This window comes from Nocardia carnea, from assembly GCF_029869215.1.
Taxonomy (GTDB): Bacteria; Actinomycetota; Actinomycetes; order Mycobacteriales; family Mycobacteriaceae; genus Nocardia; species Nocardia carnea_B.
The window spans coordinates 1-19,828 of sequence record NZ_JARWPM010000278.1; the positions used below are offsets into that span (position 1 = coordinate 1).

Annotated in this window: 16 protein-coding genes; 12 read left to right on the top strand and 4 right to left on the bottom strand. The window is 67.4% G+C overall.

All coding sequences use genetic code 11. The features are described 5' to 3' along the window. Positions 1-486 precede the first annotated feature (486 nt). Positions 487-1,227, bottom strand: a complete 741-nt coding sequence (locus QH276_RS19235) for an RluA family pseudouridine synthase (RefSeq protein ID WP_280396756.1) — start codon at positions 1,225-1,227, stop codon at positions 487-489. A gap of 369 nt (positions 1,228-1,596) precedes the next feature. On the opposite strand from QH276_RS19235, the gene QH276_RS19240 reads away from it, so the two are divergent. From QH276_RS19240 to narI, 5 genes are all read left to right on the top strand, one after another. Further along, positions 1,597-2,835: a nitrate/nitrite transporter gene (locus QH276_RS19240; protein ID WP_280396755.1), complete on the top strand. Its 1,239-nt coding sequence runs from the start codon at positions 1,597-1,599 to the stop codon at positions 2,833-2,835. 49 nt (positions 2,836-2,884) lie between these two features. Further along, positions 2,885-6,580 (top strand): nitrate reductase subunit alpha, encoded by a 3,696-nt coding sequence (locus QH276_RS19245; RefSeq protein WP_280396754.1) that lies wholly within the window; start codon positions 2,885-2,887, stop codon positions 6,578-6,580. Beyond that, entirely contained in the window at positions 6,580-8,259 is a 1,680-nt protein-coding gene (narH, locus tag QH276_RS19250; protein WP_280396753.1) for a nitrate reductase subunit beta, read from the top strand. The genes QH276_RS19245 and narH overlap by 1 nt, the downstream gene beginning before the upstream one ends. Beyond that, on the top strand, positions 8,256-8,933 hold the full coding sequence (narJ, locus tag QH276_RS19255) for a nitrate reductase molybdenum cofactor assembly chaperone (RefSeq protein WP_280396752.1): 678 nt from the start codon (positions 8,256-8,258) through the stop codon (positions 8,931-8,933). Before narH ends, narJ begins: the two co-directional genes overlap by 4 nt. A 70-nt stretch (positions 8,934-9,003) precedes the next feature. Then, positions 9,004-9,768: a respiratory nitrate reductase subunit gamma gene (gene narI, locus QH276_RS19260; RefSeq protein ID WP_280396751.1), complete on the top strand. Its 765-nt coding sequence runs from the start codon at positions 9,004-9,006 to the stop codon at positions 9,766-9,768. A gap of 9 nt (positions 9,769-9,777) precedes the next feature. Here the strand turns inward: narI and QH276_RS19265 are convergent, their stop codons facing one another. Next, positions 9,778-10,848, bottom strand: coding sequence for an AraC family transcriptional regulator (locus QH276_RS19265; protein WP_280396750.1), 1,071 nt, complete (start codon positions 10,846-10,848; stop codon positions 9,778-9,780). Between the two features lie 17 nt (positions 10,849-10,865). Between QH276_RS19265 and QH276_RS19270 the strand changes: the two genes are divergently transcribed. Genes QH276_RS19270 through QH276_RS19280 form a run of 3 tightly spaced genes read left to right on the top strand, consistent with a single transcriptional unit; the run spans position 10,866 to position 14,200 of the window. Continuing rightward, positions 10,866-12,368, top strand: a complete 1,503-nt coding sequence (locus QH276_RS19270) for a flavin-containing monooxygenase (RefSeq protein WP_280396749.1) — start codon at positions 10,866-10,868, stop codon at positions 12,366-12,368. A gap of 52 nt (positions 12,369-12,420) precedes the next feature. Beyond that, on the top strand, positions 12,421-13,224 hold the full coding sequence (locus QH276_RS19275) for an SDR family NAD(P)-dependent oxidoreductase (RefSeq protein ID WP_280396748.1): 804 nt from the start codon (positions 12,421-12,423) through the stop codon (positions 13,222-13,224). A gap of 49 nt (positions 13,225-13,273) precedes the next feature. Then, a complete protein-coding gene (locus QH276_RS19280) occupies positions 13,274-14,200 on the top strand; it encodes an EamA family transporter (RefSeq protein ID WP_280396747.1) in 927 nt (308 codons plus the stop codon). A 53-nt stretch (positions 14,201-14,253) separates the two neighbouring features. On the opposite strand, the gene QH276_RS19285 is transcribed toward QH276_RS19280, so the two are convergent. Next, complete coding sequence (locus tag QH276_RS19285) at positions 14,254-14,697, bottom strand: nitroreductase family deazaflavin-dependent oxidoreductase (protein ID WP_280396746.1); 444 nt, start codon at positions 14,695-14,697, stop codon at positions 14,254-14,256. 31 nt (positions 14,698-14,728) lie between these two features. Next, positions 14,729-15,880, bottom strand: a complete 1,152-nt coding sequence (locus QH276_RS19290; protein ID WP_280396745.1) for a helix-turn-helix domain-containing protein — start codon at positions 15,878-15,880, stop codon at positions 14,729-14,731. A gap of 326 nt (positions 15,881-16,206) precedes the next feature. Here QH276_RS19290 and QH276_RS19295 point away from each other — a divergent pair, with 326 nt between their 5' ends. The 4 genes from QH276_RS19295 (at position 16,207) to QH276_RS19310 (ending at position 19,757) form a co-directional block, all read left to right on the top strand. Continuing rightward, positions 16,207-16,440, top strand: coding sequence for a ribbon-helix-helix protein, CopG family (locus QH276_RS19295; protein ID WP_280396744.1), 234 nt, complete (start codon positions 16,207-16,209; stop codon positions 16,438-16,440). Next, positions 16,437-16,901: a PIN domain-containing protein gene (locus QH276_RS19300; protein ID WP_280396743.1), complete on the top strand. Its 465-nt coding sequence runs from the start codon at positions 16,437-16,439 to the stop codon at positions 16,899-16,901. Before QH276_RS19295 ends, QH276_RS19300 begins: the two co-directional genes overlap by 4 nt. Positions 16,902-16,999: 98 nt before the next feature. Then, complete coding sequence (locus QH276_RS19305) at positions 17,000-18,526, top strand: ArnT family glycosyltransferase (protein ID WP_280396742.1); 1,527 nt, start codon at positions 17,000-17,002, stop codon at positions 18,524-18,526. Positions 18,527-18,638: 112 nt separating this feature from the next. After that, positions 18,639-19,757 (top strand): Fic family protein, encoded by a 1,119-nt coding sequence (locus QH276_RS19310; RefSeq protein ID WP_280396741.1) that lies wholly within the window; start codon positions 18,639-18,641, stop codon positions 19,755-19,757. Positions 19,758-19,828 lie beyond the last annotated feature (71 nt).

Here is a 19,828-nt window from a genome sequence, read left to right on the forward strand (position 1 = left end):
CTGCGGCGCCGCCCCGCCCCCCCCCGGCGCTCCCCCCCCCCCCCCCCCTGCCCCACCCCCCCGGGGACGGGCCAAAACCACTCAGGGCCTCGTAAGACTCGGCGCCGCCGTGGTTGCGTTGGGTTTCGGGGTTATGTGAACCCCAGCGGGGCTCGTGCGACTCGGCGCCGCCGTGGTTGCGTTGGGTTTCGGGGTTATGTGGACCACTCGGGGCAGCCTTGTGAGACTCGGCGCCGCCGTGGCTGTGTTGGGCGCTGGGTCCGCCGGGGGCCGGGGCTTCCCGGCTGCGGGGTTCGGCGCCGTGATGGTCCCGTGGGGGCGGGTTCACGCCTCCAGCTTAGGGCAGTCGGCCGGTGCGACCGGCCTGGCTATGAGGTACGCCACCGGGCCGGTGCAAGTCACATCACCAGCTGTCGCCGTCGCCGACCCGCGCCGGGCCCAACCCGCGACTGCCCGCCGCGGCTCGGCCGGGAAGCGCTGCCGGGGTCAGGCGGGAAGTGCCGCTGGGGGCTGCGGTAGCGGTGCCCAGAAGGCGTCGTCGGGGGGAGCTTCCATATTCAGCCGGCCGTCGGGTCGCCAGTCTGCGGACAGGTGCAGGCGCCAGGAGTGCAGGTGGGTGCGGGAGTGGGTGCCGGTGCGGTCGAACAGGGGGTCGCCGACGATGGGGTGGCCTATCCAGGCGAGGTGGACGCGCAGCTGATGGCGGCGGCCGGTGATCGGGTGCAGGGCGAGCGCCGCATAGTCCGGATACCGGGAAACGACGGTGAACTCCGTGCGCGATGGATAGTTCTTCGTGTTCAGCAGATCCGCCTCGGCGACGAACCAGCGATCGCCGGTGTGCCGGATGGTCTCGCGGGGCGCCGCGACCCGGACGCGGTTCTTGCGACCGACGCTGAGCGGGAGCTCGATCACGCCGCTGTCGGGTAGCGGTTCCGCTCCGGCGGCGACAACGGCCAGATAGGTCTTGCGGGCGGTCTGCTTGTTGAACTGGCGGGTGAGCTGCCCGTGCGCCGGCAGCTGTTTGGCCAGCAGCACCAGGCCCGAAGTCACCTTGTCGATCCGGTGGACCGGGAACAACTTCTCACCCGCCTCCTCGGCGGCGGCGACGATATCGGTGTCGTGGCGCTCCCCGGTGACCGAGATACCGGCGGGCTTGTTCAGCGCCAGGACCTCCTCGTCCTCGGTGATCAGGCAGCGGGCGCGCAGCTCGGGCCAGTCGATATCCACCGGTCGAGCCTAGGAGCCCGGCCGGGCGGCCGGAACGGCAGGTATCCGGGGTTCACCGCACCGGTTACCGCGAGAGGGCGAAACCCACGGAATCACGAATGTGTCCGCAACATTGTCTCGGGTGTGGCAGGAATAAGGCGTAGCTACGCCTATGCTCGGCCGTGGGCGGCCTAGGCAGGATTTCCCGGCGAGCCCGCGCCGGGCCCGTCGTCCGGCCGTGCGTTACCGAAGACCGGATCCACCGATAGTGCAGTACAGCGGCGGTGCGCGCAGTGGCATCCGACCGCGTTCGATCACCGATATCGCCCGATGAGCGTTCGTGGACACCGGGCATGCAGAGAGTTTGCCGGACCGACTTCCCTGGGAGTGATGGTGGCCTCTTCGACTCCGAGCAGTGCCGACCGGATGCCGGCCGGCACTCGCGCCGCGACCGGCGGGCGCACCCTCATGCTGGTCCTGGCGACCGTGGGTTTCGCCCTCAATTTCTGGGCCTGGGCACTGCTGAGTCCGCTCGCACCCCGGTTACGCGAGGAACTCGGCCTGGATTCGTTCCAGGAATCGCTGGTGGTCGCGGTCCCGGTGATCGTGGGGTCGCTGGGCCGTATCCCGGTGGGCGCCCTGGCCGACCGCTACGGCGGGCGGGTGATGTTCCCGGCCATCTCGCTGATCACCGTGGTACCCGTGCTGTTCCTCGGGCTGGTCGGGAATTCGGCGCTGGCGGCTCTACTGATCGGCGGTTTCTTCCTCGGTATCGCGGGCACGGTGTTCGCGGTGGGGGTGCCGTTCGTCAGCCGCTGGTTCCCGCCGGAGAAGCAGGGACTGGCGATCGGCGTGTACGGGATGGGGATGGGCGGCACCGCCATCAGTGCCCTCACCACCGTGCAACTGGTGGATCTGGGCGATACCGCGACCCCGTTCCTGCTGTGCGCTGCCGCGCTTGCGGTGTACGCGATCGTCGCCTGGTTCCTGTTGCGCGACGCCCCGGGCCGCACCGCGCCCGCCGAATCGCTGACGACCCGGCTGGTGCAGACCATGCGCCTGCCCGCCACCTGGGAGGCTTCCGCGCTGTACGCGGTGGCGTTCGGCGGGTTCGTCGCGTTCTCGGTGTACCTGCCTTCGTATCTGCGCACCGCCTACGACCTTTCGCAATCGGACGCGGCCAACAGAATGGCCGGGTTCGTTCTGCTCGCGGTGATCATGCGGCCGGTCGGCGGCTGGCTCGTCGACCGGTTCGACGGCCCGGTGGTTCTCGCGGGCACCCTCGGGTTCGTGGTCGTCGCGGCGGTCGTGCAGTCCGCCACTCCCGATCTGATGCCCGTGGGCACCATCGCGTTCCTGGTGCTGGCCGCGGCGCTCGGCGCGGGCAGCGGTGCGACCTTCGGGCTGGTCGCGCAGATCGCGCCGCCCGGGAAGGTCGGGGCGGTCACCGGCTTCGTGGGCGCCGCGGGCGGGCTGGGCGGTTTCGTTCCGCCGCTGGTGATGGGCGCCATTTACGAATCCACTTCCGATTACGGCCCGGGCCTGCTGGCACTGGCCGCGGTCGCACTGGCGGCCCTGGTATTCACCCTGACCGTCGTGCGCCGCGAGGTCGAACGGAAGCGCGCGTGATCCCGGCGCGGGTTCGGCGAACCGTAGGCACCGCTCAGAAGGAGGCGTTATGACCCACAGCCGACGTGGTACCGGTGCGGCGCGGCTCGACGGTGAGCTGACCGATGCGCTGGTCGGTACCCGGCGGTTCTTCACCCGGGCCGAGATCTCCACCGATCACCGGTCGATGTACGAAACCGGGGGCCGGCAGGCCGACGAGTTCTACCGGGACCGGTGGAGTCACGACAAGGTGGTGCGCTCCACCCACGGCGTGAACTGCACCGGATCGTGTTCGTGGAAGATCTACGTCAAGGACGGGATCATCACCTGGGAAACCCAGCAGACCGATTATCCGTCGGTGGGCCCGGACAAACCGGAGTACGAACCGCGGGGGTGCCCGCGCGGTGCCGCGTTCTCCTGGTACACCTATTCGCCGACGCGCGTGCGCTACCCCTATATCCGGGGTGTGCTGCTGGAGATGTACCGGGCGGCGAAGAACGCCATCGGCGACCCGGTGCGCGCGTGGGCCTCGATCGTCGAGGATCCGGAATCGGCCCGGCGCTACAAGGCGGCGCGCGGCAAGGGTGGTCTGGTCCGCGCGACCTGGGACGAGGCCACCGAGCTGATCGCCGCCGCGCATGTGCACACCATCGAACGCTACGGACCCGACCGGATCGCGGGTTTCTCGCCGATCCCGGCGATGTCGATGGTGTCGCATGCCTCCGGCGCCCGGTTCGTCTCGCTGATCGGCGGGGCGATGCTGTCGTTCTACGACTGGTACGCCGATCTGCCGGTGGCCTCACCGCAGATGTTCGGCGATCAGACCGACGTCCCGGAATCGGGGGACTGGTGGGATGCCGGCTACCTGATCATGTGGGGCTCGAATCTCCCGGTGACCCGCACCCCGGACGCGCACTGGATGGCCGAGGCCCGCTATCGCGGGCAGAAGGTCGTCGCCGTCGCACCGGATTACGCCGACAATGTGAAATTCGCCGACGAATGGCTGGCTCCGCATCCCGGCACCGACGGCGCGCTGGCCATGGCGATGGGGCATGTGGTGCTGCGGGAGTACTTCGTCGAACGCGAGGTGCCGTATTTCACCAGCTATATCCGCCAGTTCACGGATCTGCCGTTCCTGGTCCGGCTGGAGGAGAGCGACGGGGGCTACCTGCCCGGGAAGTTCCTCACCGCCGCCGATCTCGACGCCTATATCGGCACCGAGAACGCGGCGTTCAAAACGGTGGTGCTCGATGCCGAGGGAAATCCGGTGGTACCCAACGGGTCGCTCGGGTACCGCTTCGGCGATACCGGGAACGGCCGCTGGAACCTCGACCTCGAGGGCGTGGTCCCGCAGCTGACCCTGCTGGGCGGCGATACGGCGACCGTCCTTCTGCCTCGCTTCGACACCACCGGCGATGAAGGCGCGACCGTACAGCGTGGCGTACCGGTACGGCGGGTGAACGATCAACTGGTCACCACCGTATTCGACCTCATGCTCGCCCAGTACGGCGTGCACCGCGCGGGCCTGCCGGGGTTGTGGCCGGTCGATTACGACGACCCGGCGCACCCCTACACCCCGGCCTGGCAGGAATCGATCACCGGTGTGCCCGCGGCGGCGGTGCTGCGGATCGCCCGCGAATTCGCCGCCAATGCCGAGGAGAGCCACGGCCGTTCGATGATCGTGATGGGCGCCGGCACCAATCACTGGTTCCATTCCGACACCATCTACCGGGCCTTTCTCACCCTGACCACGATCACCGGCTGCCAGGGCGTCAACGGCGGTGGGTGGGCGCATTACGTGGGGCAGGAGAAATGCCGGCCGGTGACCGGGTGGACCCAGCTGGCGTCGGCGCTGGACTGGTCGCGGCCGCCGCGGCAGATGATCCAGACCGCCTACTGGTACCTGCACGCCGACCAGTTCCGTTACGACTGGTTCGGCGCCGATACGCTCTCGGCCGCGCGGTCCGGGGGCCGGCTCGCCGGGATGACCACCGCCGATGCGATCGCCCAGGCGTCCCGGCTCGGCTGGATGCCGTCGTACCCGACCTTCGACCGCAACCCGCTCGACCTGGTGGACGCGGCCGAGGCCGACGGCGGATCGGTCTCCGGATATGTGGTGTCCGAACTACGTTCGGGGCGGATGCGTTTCGCCTGTGAAGACCCGGACGCCCCGGAGAACTTCCCGCGGGTGCTGACCGTGTGGCGGGCGAACCTGCTGGGCTCGTCGGCCAAGGGCAACGAATACTTCCTCGAACACCTGCTCGGCACGGAATCCTCGTTGCGCGCCTCGCCCACCCCGGCCGGCGCCCGCCCGCGCGATGTGGTGTGGCGCCCGGAGGCGCCGCGCGGCAAACTCGACCTGCTGCTCACCCTGGACTTCCGGATGACCAGCACCACCCTGTTCTCCGACGTCGTCCTGCCGGCCGCCACCTGGTACGAGAAACACGACCTGAACACCACCGATATGCACCCGTTCGTGCATTCGTTCAACCCGGCCATCGCGCCGCCGTGGCAGACCCGCAGCGATTGGGATGCCTTCCAGGCGATCGCCGAGAAGTTCAGTGAGCTGGCGGGGCCGCGGCTGGGTGTACGCAAGGATGTGGTGGCAGTTCCGCTGCTACACGACACTCCGGACGAGATGGCCACCCCGCACGGCCGGGTCGCGGATTGGAAACATGGGGAAACCGAACCGGTGCCCGGTGTCACCATGCCGAAACTCGTGGTGGTGGAACGGGATTACGGTGCGATCGGTGCCAAGATGCGGGCGCTCGGGCCGCTGGCGGAAAAGCTCGGTGCCACCACCAAAGGCGTCACCTTCGACCTCGCCCCGGAGGTCGACTATCTACGGCACAAGAACGGTGTGATCCGCGGTGGTCCCGCCGACGGCCGGCCCTCGCTGCAACGCGGAATCCAGGCCGCCGAGGCGATTCTCGCGCTGTCGGGTACCACCAACGGGCGGTTGGCCACCGAGGGTTTCCGCGCTCTGGAACAGCGCACCGGGATGCGGCTGGCCGATCTGGCCGCCGAGCACGAGGGCAAACGCATCACCTTCGCCGATACGCAGGCCGCACCCGTGCCGGTGATCACCTCACCGGAATGGTCGGGGTCGGAAACGGGGGGTCGCCGGTATTCCCCGTTCACCATCAATATCGAACGTCGCAAACCGTGGCATACGCTCACCGGCCGCCAGCATTTCTACCTCGATCACGACTGGATGGCCGAACTCGGCGAATGGCTGCCGGTATACCGCCCGCCGCTCAATATGGCCGCTCTGTTCGGGGAGCCGGGGATCGGTGCGGTGGGGGAACTCGGGGTCACCGTCCGCTACCTCACCCCGCACAGCAAATGGTCCATCCACTCCGAATACCAGGACAACCTCTTCATGCTGAGCCTGTCGCGCGGTGGCCCGACGATCTGGATGTCGCCGCAGGACGCGGCGAAGATCGCGGTCGCCGACAACGAATGGGTCGAGGCGGTGAACCGCAACGGGGTGGTGGTGGCGCGGGCCGTGGTCTCGCACCGGATGCCCGAAGGCACGGTGTACATGTACCACGCGCAGGACCGGCTGATCGACGTCCCGATCAGTGAAACCTCCGGGCAGCGCGGCGGTATCCACAATTCGCTGACCCGCCTGCTCATCAAACCGAGCCACCTCATCGGTGGGTACGCCCAGCTCAGCTTCGCGTTCAACTATCTCGGGCCGACCGGAAACCAGCGCGACGAGGTGACGGTGATCCGTCGTCGCGGACAGGAGGTGAGTTACTGATGCGGGTCATGGCGCAAATGGCGATGGTGATGAATCTGGACAAATGTATCGGCTGCCATACCTGTTCGGTGACCTGTAAGCAGGCGTGGACCAACCGGTCCGGGGTCGAATACGTCTGGTTCAACAATGTGGAAACCCGGCCTGGGCAAGGTTATCCGCGTACCTATGAGGATCAGGAGAAGTGGCGGGGCGGCTGGGAGCTGAACCGCAAAGGAAACCTGAAGCTCAAAGGTGGCGGCCGGTGGCGGAAATTGTTCACCATCTTCAGCAACCCGATCCTGCCCGAGCTCGGCGACTACTACGAACCCTGGACCTACGACTACGAGAACCTCACCACCGCACCGGCCCAGCGGCATACGCCCGTGGCCCGGCCGAAATCGCTGATCTCCGGTAAGGATACGAAAATCGAATGGTCGGCGAACTGGGACGACGATCTCGGGGGCGCCACCGAATACGGTGACCGCGACCCGCTGCTGAGCAAACTCGCCGAAAAGGTCCGGTTCGAATTCGAGCAGACCTTCATGTTCTATCTGCCCCGGATCTGCGAGCACTGCCTGAATCCCTCGTGCGCGGCGTCGTGCCCTTCCGGCGCCATCTACAAGCGCAGCGAGGACGGGATCGTGCTGGTCGACCAGGACCGGTGCCGGGGCTGGCGGATGTGCGTTTCCGGCTGCCCGTACAAGAAGGTCTACTTCAATCACCGCACCGGGAAGGCGGAGAAATGCACCTTCTGTTTTCCTCGGGTCGAGGTGGGACTGCCGACCGTCTGCGCGGAGACCTGCGTGGGCCGGTTGCGCTATATCGGCCTGGTGCTCTACGACGCGGACAAGGTTCTCGAAGCCGCGTCCACCCCGGATGAGCAGGGGCTCTACCAGGCGCAGCGGGAGGTGTTCCTGGACCCGTCCGATCCGGAGGTCCGGCGGGCGGCCGAACGGGCGGGGATCCCCTACGACTGGGTGGAAGCAGCGGACCGGTCGCCCATCTACGCGCTGATCAACACCTATCAGGTCGCGCTGCCGCTGCATCCGGAATACCGCACCATGCCGATGGTCTGGTACATCCCGCCGCTCTCGCCGGTGGTCGATATCGTCCGCGACACCGGGCACGATGCCGAGGATTTCGGTAATCTCTTCGCAGCTATCGAGGCCCTGCGCATCCCGGTGGACTATCTCGCCCAGTTGTTCACCGCCGGCGATCCGGCTCCGGTGACCGATGTGCTGCGCCGGCTCGCCGCCATGCGCAGCTATATGCGCGATATCAATCTCGGCCGCGAACCCCAGGAGCGGATCGCCGAATCGGCCGGTATGACCGGTGAGCAGATCTACGATATGTTCCGCCTGCTCGCGCTCGCCAAATACGATGAGCGCTATGTGATTCCGCCCGCCCACGCCGAACAGGCGCACGGCCTGGAAGAACTCGCCACCGAATGCAGCCTCGATTACGAGGGCGGTCCCGGCATGACGGGATCGGGCCCGTTCGGGGAAAGCTCCGGCGGAGTATCGCCGATCGCGGTCGAGAATTTCCGAATGCTGCGCGACCGGCAAACCGCCGATACCACGACAACGGTGCGCGGACAGGGCCGGGTGAACCTGCTCAATTGGGACGGTAAAGCGCCCGACGGGCTGTTCCCGCCCGAGAATCCGTCCGGTTCCGGCGGCGGATCGGAGCCGCGGCGATGAAGACCGGGAAATTGGACCCCGCCGTCCGCGCCGCCGCCTGGCAGTCGCAATCGCTGCTCCTCGGCTATCCGGACGAAACCCTGCACCGCAACCTGGATCTGCTCGGCACCGTGGCGGGCACCCTGCCGCCACCGGTCGGCGACCCGCTGGCCCGCTTCCTCGCCCATGTCCGGCGCAGCTCCCTGTTCGAACTGGCCGCCGACTACGTCGCGACCTTCGATCACCGCAAACGTTTCAGCCCGTACCTCACCTATTTCGCATACGGCGACACCCGGAAGCGGGGAGTGGCGCTGCTGCGATTCAAGCAGGCCTACCAGTCCGCCGGGCTCCGGCTGAGCGAGGAGGAACTACCGGACCATCTATCGGTGGTCCTCGAATTCGCCGCCGCCGGGCATGCCGAAACCGGGTTGCGGCTACTCACCGAACATCGCGCCGGTCTGGAGCTGATGCGCCGCGGACTACACGAAGCCGGCTCACCCTGGGCGGGCGTGCTCGATTCGGTCGTCGCGACCCTGCCCGCCCTGGCAGGTAGCGAGGAGGACGCGATCGCCCGGCTCATCGCCGAAGGCCCACCGGAGGAAGAGGTCGGGCTGGCACCGTTCACGCCGCCTCGCTACCTTCCCGACCCGACCATCCCGCACCGCCGAAACGACGTCGCTCATCACCCCGGATGACGACTTCCCGATCGGCGGGAACGGATGCACCTACGCCGCGAGTGGTACGCCGAATGACGGAGGTACATCGATGAACCTCGTTTTCCTCGCCGATGCCGGCGAACAGCTCACCACCGTCGATATCCTGCTGTGGGTGGCGCTGCCCTACGCGTCGATCGCGATCTTCCTGGTCGGCCACTACTGGCGTTACCGCTACGACAAATTCGGGTGGACCACCCGTTCCTCCCAGCTCTATGAGAACCGGCTACTGCGCCTGGGCAGTCCCTTGTTCCATTTCGGCATCCTGCTGGTGATCCTGGGGCATATCGTCGGCCTGCTCATTCCCGAGGGCTGGACCGAAGCGGTCGGGATCAGCGAACCCATCTATCACGCGTTCTCCGTCGGGATCGGGGTGCTCACCGGCGCCGCGACCCTGATCGGCGCCGCCATCCTGATCTACCGCCGCCGCACCACGGGCCCGGTCTTCTCCGCGACCACCCGCAACGACAAGATCATGTACGTCCTGCTCATCGGCACCCTCGTGCTCGGCTTCGGTACCACGGTGATCGGCAATGCCACCGGCAACCCGCACGACTACCGCCACACGGTCTCCCCGTGGTTCCGCTCCGTGCTCTCTTTCCGTCCCGATACCGACCTCATCCTCGCCGCCCCCCTCGGCTTCCAGCTCCACGTGATCGCCGCCTGGGTACTGTTCGCGTTCTGGCCGTTCACCCGCCTGGTGCATGTGTTCTCCATGCCCCTCGGCTATCTGACCAGGCCCTACATCGTTTACCGGAGTCGCGATATGGAGCTGGGCGCCCGGCGCGAGCGGCGGGGCTGGGAACGGATCCAGTGAGCCGAAAGGCTACGGGGGAGTGGTGCCGGCCCGGCGTATCGCGGTCGGCGTGCTGTTCCACCAGCGGCGGCAGCAGCGGGTGAGCGTGGCCTGTTCGGCCAGGCCGAGCAGGGCGGTGATCTGGGTCATCGGCATGGTGGTGGCGGTGAGGTAGTACTGCGCCCGCTCCCGCCGGATCTCGTCGAGGAGCACCGCGAAACTCGTTCCCTCCGCGGCAAGCCGGCGTTGCAAGGTGCGCGGGTGGATGGTGAGCAGTTCGGCCACCGCCGCGATATCGGGTGCGAGGGTGCCCAGTAACTGCCGCACCGTGGTGCGGACCCGGGGTGCGGCCGCGGTGCCGTCGGCCGCGGTCTGCGCCGCCAGGAACGCCATCGCCAGCCGGTGTAGTTTCGCGTCGCCACCGGCCAGGGAGCGGGTCGCCAGTTCGCGTGGCACCCGCAGCAGCGCGGCGGGGCGGCCCGCGCGCACCGGGGCGCCGAAGAACCGTTCGTAGACCGGGATGGGCGCCGCCGGGTGGTACGGCAGCTCCACCGAACGCAGTCCGTACCGTTCGCCCACCAGCCGCTGGATCGCCCGGTGCACGAAGCCGAGCCCGAGATCCGTGCCCTGGACGGGGATCGGCCGATTACCGGAACGCACCTCGTACCGCAGCGCGCGGATATCGGCGGCACCGTAGGGGTCCGGTTCGAGGGCGATATTCAGCGCCGGCGCGTGGACGAACAGATACCGCGCCGTGCACTCCAGCACTTCCGACAGGGTGGGCGAGTTCCGGATCGCCAGCGCGAGCGGTCCGAGCATGTCCAGGTCCTGCCGGGCAGAGACGCGTAGTCCGAGGTCGGGACAGTCCAGTTGTTGTGCGGCCGATTCCAGTACGGTGGCGACCGCCTGGTCCGGCACCAGCATCTCGTCGCTGTCCAGTGCGGCGGCAGGTAATCCGGCGAGGGCCGCCAGCCGCTCGGCGTCACCGCCGAGTTCGGCCACCGTCGCCCGGAAGCCGCGCAGGCCGGCGGAACGAATCACGGACATGTCGTCCAGAATCAATTCTTTGTCGTCGAGAATCAAGAGTGCGGTGGGCAGCACCGAGCAGAATGGGGACCATGAGCGAGGAACAGGATGTCGTGACCGCCGCGGAGCACGTCGATGTCGTCGTCGTCGGCGCCGGACTCTCCGGAATCGGTGCCGCCTACCGCTTACAGTCCGAATGCCCGGGCAAGACCTACGTGATCCTGGAGGCCCGCGACGCCCTCGGCGGCACCTGGGACCTCTTCCGTTACCCGGGTATCCGGTCCGACTCGGATATGTTCACCCTCGGCTACCCGTTCGAACCGTGGCGGGACGCGAAATCCATTGCCGACGGCCCGTCGATCCTGCGCTACGTCACCGAGACGGCCCGCAAGTACGGCATCGACCGCCGCATCCGGTACCGGACAAAACTGATTGCCGCGGACTGGTCGTCTGAGGCGCTGCGCTGGACGCTCACCCTGGAACAGCGCGACCCCTCCGGCGCCGTCACTCACCGGACGCTGACCTGCGGGTTCCTCTACAGTTGCGCCGGCTATTACAACTACGACCGCGGCCATTCACCGGAATTCCCGGGCGCCGGGGATTTCGCCGGGCAGTTGGTGCATCCGCAGTTCTGGCCGGCCGATCTCGATTACACGGGTAAGCGGGTCGTGGTCATCGGCAGCGGCGCCACCGCCGTCACGCTGGTGCCCGCCATGGCCGACCAGGCCGAACTGGTCACCATGTTGCAGCGCAGCCCCACCTGGATCAGCGCGGTTCCCGGCCGCGACAAGATCGCCGACCGGTTGCGCGCGCTGCTGCCGTCCCAGCTCGCGCACCGGGTGATCCGCACCAAGAACATCCTGTTCTCGGTCGGGTTCTACCAGTACTGCCGCCGCCGCCCACAGGCCGCCCGCAAATTGCTCACCGGGCTCACCACCCGCATCCTCGGGGACGAGAAACTGGTGGCCGAACATTTCACCCCCAGCTACGACCCCTGGGATCAGCGCCTGTGCGCGGTACCGAACGCCGATTTCTTCCGTGCCATGAAGAAGGACAAGGCGGAGGTCGTCACCGACCATATCGATCGATTCGTGCCCGAGGGCATTCGGTTGCGTTCCGGCCGGGTGCTGCCCGCCGATATCGTCGTCACCGCCACCGGCCTCGAACTGCTGGCATTCGGCGGAATCAAACCCTCGGTGGACGGAACGGAAGTCGCGCTGCCCGAACAGTTCGTGTGGCAAGGCGCCATGCTCACCGGGGTGCCGAATTTCGCCGTCTGCATCGGTTACACCAACGCCTCGTGGACCCTGCGCGCCGACCTCAGCTCGCGACTGGTCTGCAAGGTGCTGAACTTCATGGATAAACAGAACTACGCGGCGGTGGTCCCGGAAACCCGTGGCACCGTGGGCGATAAACCGCTGCTCGACCTGGCCTCCGGATACATCCAGCGTTCGATCGGCGATTTCCCCCGCCAAGGTGACCGGCACCCGTGGACGGTGCGGCAGAACTACCTCCTCGACTCCGCCGCGGTGCTGCGTACCGACCTCCGTAAGACGTTGCGCCCGGTCCGTGCCCGGGTCGCTCAGCGGGTGTGAACCAGAAGCCATCCGGTCCTCCCGGACCGCTCGACACCATACGGAGACAACCATGGCCCGAATCCTCATCACCGGCGGCGCGTCCGGACTCGGCGCGGCACTGGCGCGGCAGTTCGCCGGCCGCGGTGACACCGTCCTGGTCACCGACCTGTTCGAGGAGCATCAGGCGCCGTCCGGCGCCTCCTACCTGCGGCTGGACGTGACCTCCGAAAGTGACTGGCTGCGCGCGCGCCGGACCGTCGAGGAAACCATGGGCGGGCTCGACCTGCTGATCAACAATGCGGGTGTCGCCACCGGCGGCCGTATCGACCGGGTGTCGCACGCGGAATGGGCACGGGTGCTCGAGATCAACGTCGCCGGGGTGGCGAACGGGTGCCGTACCTTCACACCGATGTTCACGCAGGCGAGGTCCGGCCATATCGTCAACACCGCCTCGCTCGCCGGGCTCGTCCACCCGCCCGCGATGAGCGCATACAACGCGACCAAGGCCGCCGTCGTGGCGTTGAGCGAAAGCCTGCGCTACGAGCTGGCGCCTTTCGGGGTATCGGTATCGGTGCTCTGCCCGTCGTTCTTCCGCACCGGTTTGGCGTCCTCGCTGAGCGACGACGACCCGGCCATGGCGGGCGTGGCCCGCAAGCTGATCGACAACGCGGCCGCGGACGCCGACGAGATCGCCGCGGCCGCGATCGCCGGGATAGACGCCCGCCGATTCCTCGTCCTCACCGATCGTGCGGGCCGCAAGGCATTCTGGGTGAAACGCCTCCTGCGTCCCCTCTACGACCGGCAGATGTTCTCGATGGGCCGCCGCACCGCCGCCATGGCCACCGCGGAGTCACCGGCCGTTCGTCCCGAATAACGCCGGAAATTCGGTTGGCTCGCGGTGCTCGCCGAGTGAAGCTGCAGGTGTGACCGGAGCGGAGAAGGTCGTGCGGACACCGGGCCGGGCGCGGGCGACCGGGCTGGCCCTACTGTCCTGGGTGTTGTTCGCGAGTTCCGGACCGTTGGCGGCGGCGGTGATGGCGGTGGGCTGGTCGCCCGCCGCGGTGACCTCGGTGCGGATCGGATCGGCCGCCGTCTTGCTGCTGCTGGTGGTCGCGATATGGCGGCCGCGGGCCTTGCGGTTCGGACGTGCCGATATCTGGCTCCTGCTCGGATACGGGCTGCTCGGCGTCGCCGGCGTGCAGTTGTTGTTCTTCGTGGCGGTGGCCCGAGTTCCGGTGGGTGTCGCGATGGTGCTGGTCAACGCGGCGCCTGCGCTGGTCGCGCTGTGGGTGCGGGTGGTGCGGGGAACGCCGCTGCCCGGCCGGGTATGGCTGGGGATCGGGCTGGCGCTGGCAGGTCTGACCGCGATCGCGCAAATCTGGGACGGTGCCCGGCTGGACCCCGTGGGCGTCGCGGCCGGGTTGGGTGCGGCGGCCTGTTCGGCCGGATTCTTCCTGCTCGGTGAGCACGGCGCGACCCGGCACGACCCGTTCGGGATGACCGCGGCCGGATTGCTGATCGGCGCGGTGGTCGTAACGGCGGTAGCGCCGCTCTGGACGATGCCCTTCGGCTTGCTCCCGGCCGCCGCCGACCTGGGCGGCCGGCATGTTCCCGTGTGGCTGGTGCTGCTGGTACTGGCCGTCGCCGGCACCGTGCTGCCATACCTGGCCGGCCTGCGGGCACTACGCGAACTGCCCGCAACCGCGGCAGGCGTACTGGGCCTGACAGAACCTCTCGTCGCCGCCGCCCTGGCCTGGCTGCTGCTCGGCCAGGCGCTCCGGCCGCCGCAACTGGCCGGAGCGGCCATCCTGCTCCTCGGCGCGGTACTGGTGCAACGAGCGATGCCGTAGAAATGCCTCGTCCGGGGCAACCGTCTCGAGTCGAACGATTCGCGGAAATGTTCTCAGCCGCCGACCGGCCCCACGGTACCGAGGAACACGCTGCGACCCGGTATCCCGGCGGATCGCACGGAAAGCGGTAATTCGGGCGAGTCCGCGGGTACCACGCGAGGATCGGTCAAGCGGTAGTACTTGCGCCGATGAACGACCCCGGCCGAACCCGAGGCCCGGATATTGCGCACCCAATCCGATTCGGGGCCGTAGTTCAGCGGGACGGCCAGCACACCGGATTCGATGAAAACCATGACCGGGGTCCGGTAAGTGTTACCGGACTTGCGCCCGGTGTGTTCGAGGACGGCCATGAACGGCAGCCGCGGCGCCCACAGGCGCTGCACGGGATTGGTGACATACCGGTTGAACCGCGCCAGCGCCCGCATCCGCTCCGGTCCGGCGGCGGCCGCGATCCGCGTAGCCGTTCTGGCGATAGTCGTGGCCAACGTCTTCCGCATCGGCGCACCCCCCGAGTTCGATTCGTGTTCGCTAGGGACGGTAGATTTCGCGGAACGCTTCGTGCACGACGGCCGCAGTGGGCGCGCCCCGCTCAGCTATCCCGGAGACGACCTCGGAAACCCGCCAAAAGTTCGACGGCACCAGGCGCCGGGACTCCACGGCGGCCAGGGCGACGTGGGCCGCTTCCTCCGGCTTGCCGGCGGCGAGCAGCGCCAGTCCCAGATCCAGGTTCGCCGAGCCGATGCGGCGCGGCCGGATGGTCGCCGCGGCACCGAGGTCGGCGAGCACATGCCGGGCATAGGGTTCCGCTGCCGGATCACCGAGCCAGGCAAGGGTCGTGGCCACGTAGGCGTCCGATTTTGCAGGGTCGTATCGGAAATGCTGTTCCGGCCGGTCGGGTGTGCCGAGCCCGGACACCAGCCGGGCGACTCTGCGGAGCGCCTCGTACGTGCCCTTGCTGTCCCCGAGTCGCGCCAGTGCGCGACCTTCCTGGGCAGTCGCTTGAATGAACGCCGAACTGTCTGCCGGGGCGAGGGCCTGCGCGGCCCGCGACAACTCCGCCGCCGCGGTGAACTCCCCGTTCGTCAGTTGGTTCCATGCGCGGGTCTCCAGGCACCACGCCGCGATTTCGCGGTGTCCCGCTTCGTCGGCCAGCCTCCACGCCAGATGCCCCCGGGCCGCCGCGGCGGACTGTTCGCCCAGGTCGATATGGCAGGTACTGGCGAGCAGCGACAGCCAGCCGACAGTAACCAGCAGACGGCGATGCTGCGCCAACGTTTTTCGGCTGTCCATCAGACGGCCCGCGAACCCGAGATGGCGGCGGATATGTCCGAGCAGTTCCGCCGGGGGTGTGGTCGGATAAGCCGCTGCCAGATCGTCCACGGCCATTTCCAAGCGCTCGAGTGTGTCGTCTCCGATATCCGATGCTTCCGCTCGCTGCATCCATTCGGCTGCCGCCCGTTCACCATCGGCGGGTTCCACGAAGAGCGCCGACCCTACTCCCACGGCGTCGGCATAGGCGGTGACGTGCTCCGGCCGGATCTGCCGCTGACCGGTCTCCAACATCCCCAGCAGCGCTTTGCTGTAGTGCGTGCGTGCGGCCAGCGCCGCCAGGCTGAGCCCGGCCGCTTCGCGTGCCGCGCGCAGCCGTTCACCGGTGATGGCCGCCCCGCCGGGGTTCATGCATTCAACGGTAGCCGTGCTGTGCCGGGCTTGTGGACGGATGTGGACAGCTGGGCGGTTACGCATCCAAAGCTTCACGCATAGCGTTTTTCGGCCCCGTCGCCGAGAAGAACCCGGAGAGTCGCACGGCCCCCGGCGGCGGGTGCATTCCATGTATCCGACAACTCAGGGGAACCACCATGTGGCAGCACAGGCCGCCGATTGCGTTCGGATGGGTAGACGACGACGTAAGTGCGGCTCCCGAATGGGACCGGGCACAGGTGGCGCGATTGGCAGGAGCGTCGCGTTTCTTGTCAACAGTGCCGCACATGTGGCACTATACGCATATGCCCCTGAAGCGGACCATGGTCTATGCGGACGCCGAGGACCTCGCAACTATCAAGGAAGCGGCGGCACGCACTCAGGTGAGCGAAGCCGAAATCATTCGGGAAGGCATTCACTTGGCGGCCCTGCGAGTGCGACGGCGCTCGGAACCGCTCCGTCTGCGCCGGTTCGCCAGTGGGGACCCCACCCTGGCGAACCGTGTCGAAGAGATCCTCGCCGACGACGACACGGAATGACCGAGTCCACGTCGCCTGCGAGTGCCGGAATCATCATCGCGGACACATCCGGCCTCCTCGCGGCCTTCGATACGTCCTCGCCAGACAGCGACGGGGCTTTCAAGGCCCTCGAGTCGGCTGGGCTCGTAGTCTTTTCGCCCCTGGTCCTGGCGGAACTCGACCATGTCGGCCGTCGCGCGCTCGGCCAACAGCTTGCAACCTCCATGATCGAGGACATCGCCGCCGAAGCGCGGCGGGGAGCCTTCGAAATCGCTGTGGTAACGACCGATGTGCTCGATCAAGCCAACGCTGTACGCACCTTGTACCCGGCGCTTCGCCTCGATCTCGCAGACGCCGTCAATGTTGCCCTGGCTGCCGAGTACGAAACGAATTCGGTACTCACGCTCGACCGCCGTGACTTCCGGGCGCTAACGCCCTTGACCTGCCATAAGGCGTTCCGGCTTCTCCCCGACGATCTGTAGCGATCTTGCTTCCGGGGCGCAGGAGGGTCGTACGCAGTACGCGTCTTTCATGTCAGCGCCCATTGTTGTTGGGTGATCGGCTCGGCAAAATTGTCGAAGTGAAGGAAACTGGCGGCTCGCCGGTGCGGCGGCTGACCGGTACCCGCGCGGAGATCTGGCCCGTTGTCGCCGTGTCCGGGGTGTTGTTCGCCGTGCTCATGGCTTGTGCCGGGCGATACGGTGTCTTCCGGGATGAGTTCTATATCCGGGAATCCGGGCGCCATCTGGCGTGGGGTTATCCCGACCATCCGCCGCTGAGTCCTTTGATCGCGCGGATCGCGGACGAGCTCGCGCCGGGCTCACTGATCGCCCTTCGTATTCCGGCTGCGCTCGCGGCCGCTGCCACCGTGTTGTTGATCGGGCTTGTCGCCAGGGAGTTCGGCGGTGGTCGTGCCGCGCAATTTCTCGCGGCAACGGTTGCGGCGAGCTCGATTCTGGTTCAGGTATCCGGTCATATCCTGACCACCGCCACCATCGATCTCGTATTCGCGGCGGCGCTCGTCTTCGTGCTGGCGCGGCTGCTGCGCACCGGTGACCGCCGGCTGTGGCCGGTCGCCGGGATCGTACTGGGGTTCGGGTTGCTCAACCGGGTGTTCCTGGTCGTGTACGCGGTCGTCGTGCTCGCCGCTGTGGTCGCCGCTGGCCCGCGGGCAGTGCTGCGGGGGAAATGGCTGCCGGTCGGAGTGCTGACGGCTGCTCTGATCGCGCTGCCCACGGTGCTCTGGCAGGCCCGGAACGGCTGGCCGGAGTGGCAGATGGTTACCGAGATCAGTGCCGGTACCAGCCGGGTGGAACTGCTGGCCTTTCAGCTCGTGATCGTGGGTGTGCTGCTGGTGCCGGTGTGGGTTGCCGGCCTGTGGTGGCTGTTGCGGAATCCGCGGATGCGCTGTTTCGGTGTGGCTTTCCTCGGCCTGCTGGGGGTTCTGCTGGTCACCGGCGGCCGCGAACATTATCTTTTCGAGGCCTATCCGCCGCTGCTGGCGGCGGGCGGGGTAGTCGCCGCGGATTGGGCGGTCACGGGAGCACGCCGGTTGCGCGTGACGGTCCTGGCGATCGTGGTGGTGTTCTCGGCCGCTTCCGCCGCGGTTTTCTCGCTACCGGTGCTGCCGTTGCCGGTGCTGGCCGATTCCCCGGTCCTCGAAATCAACGACCAGACCGGGGAACAGATCGGCTGGCCGGAGATGGGCCGCGCTGTTGCCGAAGTGGTCGATCGGCTCCCGGCCGACGTGCGGGACGACACCGTGATCCTCGCCGATAATTACGGCCAAGCCGGCGCGATAGCCGAGTTCGGCCCGCACTTCGTGCGCGAGGGAACCGGCTTCCCGCCTGTCTATTCCGGGCACCAAGCGTACGGATGGTGGGGACCACCGCCGGAGCGCTACCGTACGGCGATCGTGCTGGGCACCGACGCACCCTCCGTCGTTCCGCCCTGGGCGGAACGGGCTTGCGGCCGGCTCACCGAGGTCGCCGCCGTGCACAACGATTACGGAATCAGCAACGACGAGAACGGCACTCGCATCTTCCACTGCGAGAACTTGACCGAGTCATGGAGCGACCTCTGGCCACGGATCCGTCATATCGGCTGACAGGGCGCGCTCTGCCACTACTGCGGCAGCCTGTAGGTTCACCGCAGCGACAGTGTTTGACGTAATGATTGCGTCAATATATCGTGGGTCGGTGTTATATCCGACCCCGGCGTTGACCGGTACCGATGAGCGCGTGCTTGCCGACATCGACCGCATGCGCGAGGAACTGCGGCATCAATTGCAGAAGGTGCCCGGTAAATGGGCGGGTGGCTTGCGAAAGTTCCTCACGGCTGATGCGGTGGCGGCTTCGAACTCGATCGAGGGATTCAAGGTCGCCACCATCGATGTCGAGGACTTGATGGCGGGTGAGCGGGATGTGGAGGTCTCCGAGGAGAACCGGGCGGAGACGCTCGCGTACGAGCAGATGATGACTTATATCCAGACGCTGCACGATGTCGAGGACTTCGGTTACAGCAAAGGTCTGTTCAACGGCCTGCATTGGATGTTGCAGGGCCACCGGCATTCCGTGCGGAAGCCGGCGGGGCAGTGGCGGCGCGGACCGGTGTATGTGACCGATGCCCGGGACCCGAGTATCGCGGCGTACACCGCCCCGGAGGCTGCGGCGGTTGCCGGGCTGATGGGCGAGCTGGTGGAGTGGTTGAACACCGATGACGGGACGCATGCGCTGGTGCGTGCCGCGATGGCGCATCTGCATCTTGTGTCGATTCATCCCTGGGCCGATGGGAACGGCCGGATGTCGCGGTCGCTGCAAACGCTGATGATCGCTCGGGAGGGAGTGCTGGCGCCGGAGTTCTCGTCGATCGAGGCTTGGCTCGGCCGCCCTGGTAATACCTGGGAGTACTACCAGGTGCTGGGCCGCCGCGGCAATGAATACCGGCCTGACCAGGATGTGTCCGAATGGCTGAGGTTCAATCTGACCGCTTACCATCAGCAGGCACAGACGGTGCGCGCGAGGTTCGTGCGTTCGGGCCGGGTCTGGGAGCAGTTGAGCGAATTCGCTCGCGCCGAATCGCTCGATGAGCGGCTCGTTACCGCCCTGCACGATGTGGCGATGGCGGGGCGGGTGCGCCGCAGCCGCTACGAGCGGAACGAGAACTTGAATCTGCAGCAGGCGCAACGGGACCTGCGCGAGCTGGCACGTAGGCAGATCCTGGAACCGATGGGACGCACTCGGGCTCGCATCTATGTTGCCGGTGAACGCTTTCCCGAAGCAGCGTTGGAGATCGCGCGGACCCCCACCGCGCTCGCCGATCCTTACGCCGCCGCGTAGCCGTCGCTGACCCGCCCTGGGCGGTATGAGCGCAGCCGGCCGGCCGTTGGATCGGAGGGCGACATATCGGT

Excerpts from the sequence above, each read along its gene's own strand:
- QH276_RS19240 (WP_280396755.1), top strand. The coding sequence starts at position 1,597 with ATGGTGGCCTCTTCGACTCCGAGCAGTGCCGACCGGATGCCGGCCGGC.
- narH (WP_280396753.1), top strand. The coding sequence starts at position 6,580 with ATGCGGGTCATGGCGCAAATGGCGATGGTGATGAATCTGGACAAATGT.
- QH276_RS19245 (WP_280396754.1), top strand. The coding sequence starts at position 2,885 with ATGACCCACAGCCGACGTGGTACCGGTGCGGCGCGGCTCGACGGTGAG.
- QH276_RS19285 (WP_280396746.1), bottom strand. The coding sequence starts at position 14,697 with ATGCGGAAGACGTTGGCCACGACTATCGCCAGAACGGCTACGCGGATC.
- narJ (WP_280396752.1), top strand. The coding sequence starts at position 8,256 with ATGAAGACCGGGAAATTGGACCCCGCCGTCCGCGCCGCCGCCTGGCAG.
- QH276_RS19300 (WP_280396743.1), top strand. The coding sequence starts at position 16,437 with ATGACCGAGTCCACGTCGCCTGCGAGTGCCGGAATCATCATCGCGGAC.
- QH276_RS19290 (WP_280396745.1), bottom strand. The coding sequence starts at position 15,880 with ATGAACCCCGGCGGGGCGGCCATCACCGGTGAACGGCTGCGCGCGGCA.
- QH276_RS19275 (WP_280396748.1), top strand. The coding sequence starts at position 12,421 with ATGGCCCGAATCCTCATCACCGGCGGCGCGTCCGGACTCGGCGCGGCA.
- narI (WP_280396751.1), top strand. The coding sequence starts at position 9,004 with ATGAACCTCGTTTTCCTCGCCGATGCCGGCGAACAGCTCACCACCGTC.
- QH276_RS19270 (WP_280396749.1), top strand. The coding sequence starts at position 10,866 with ATGAGCGAGGAACAGGATGTCGTGACCGCCGCGGAGCACGTCGATGTC.
- QH276_RS19295 (WP_280396744.1), top strand. The coding sequence starts at position 16,207 with ATGCCCCTGAAGCGGACCATGGTCTATGCGGACGCCGAGGACCTCGCA.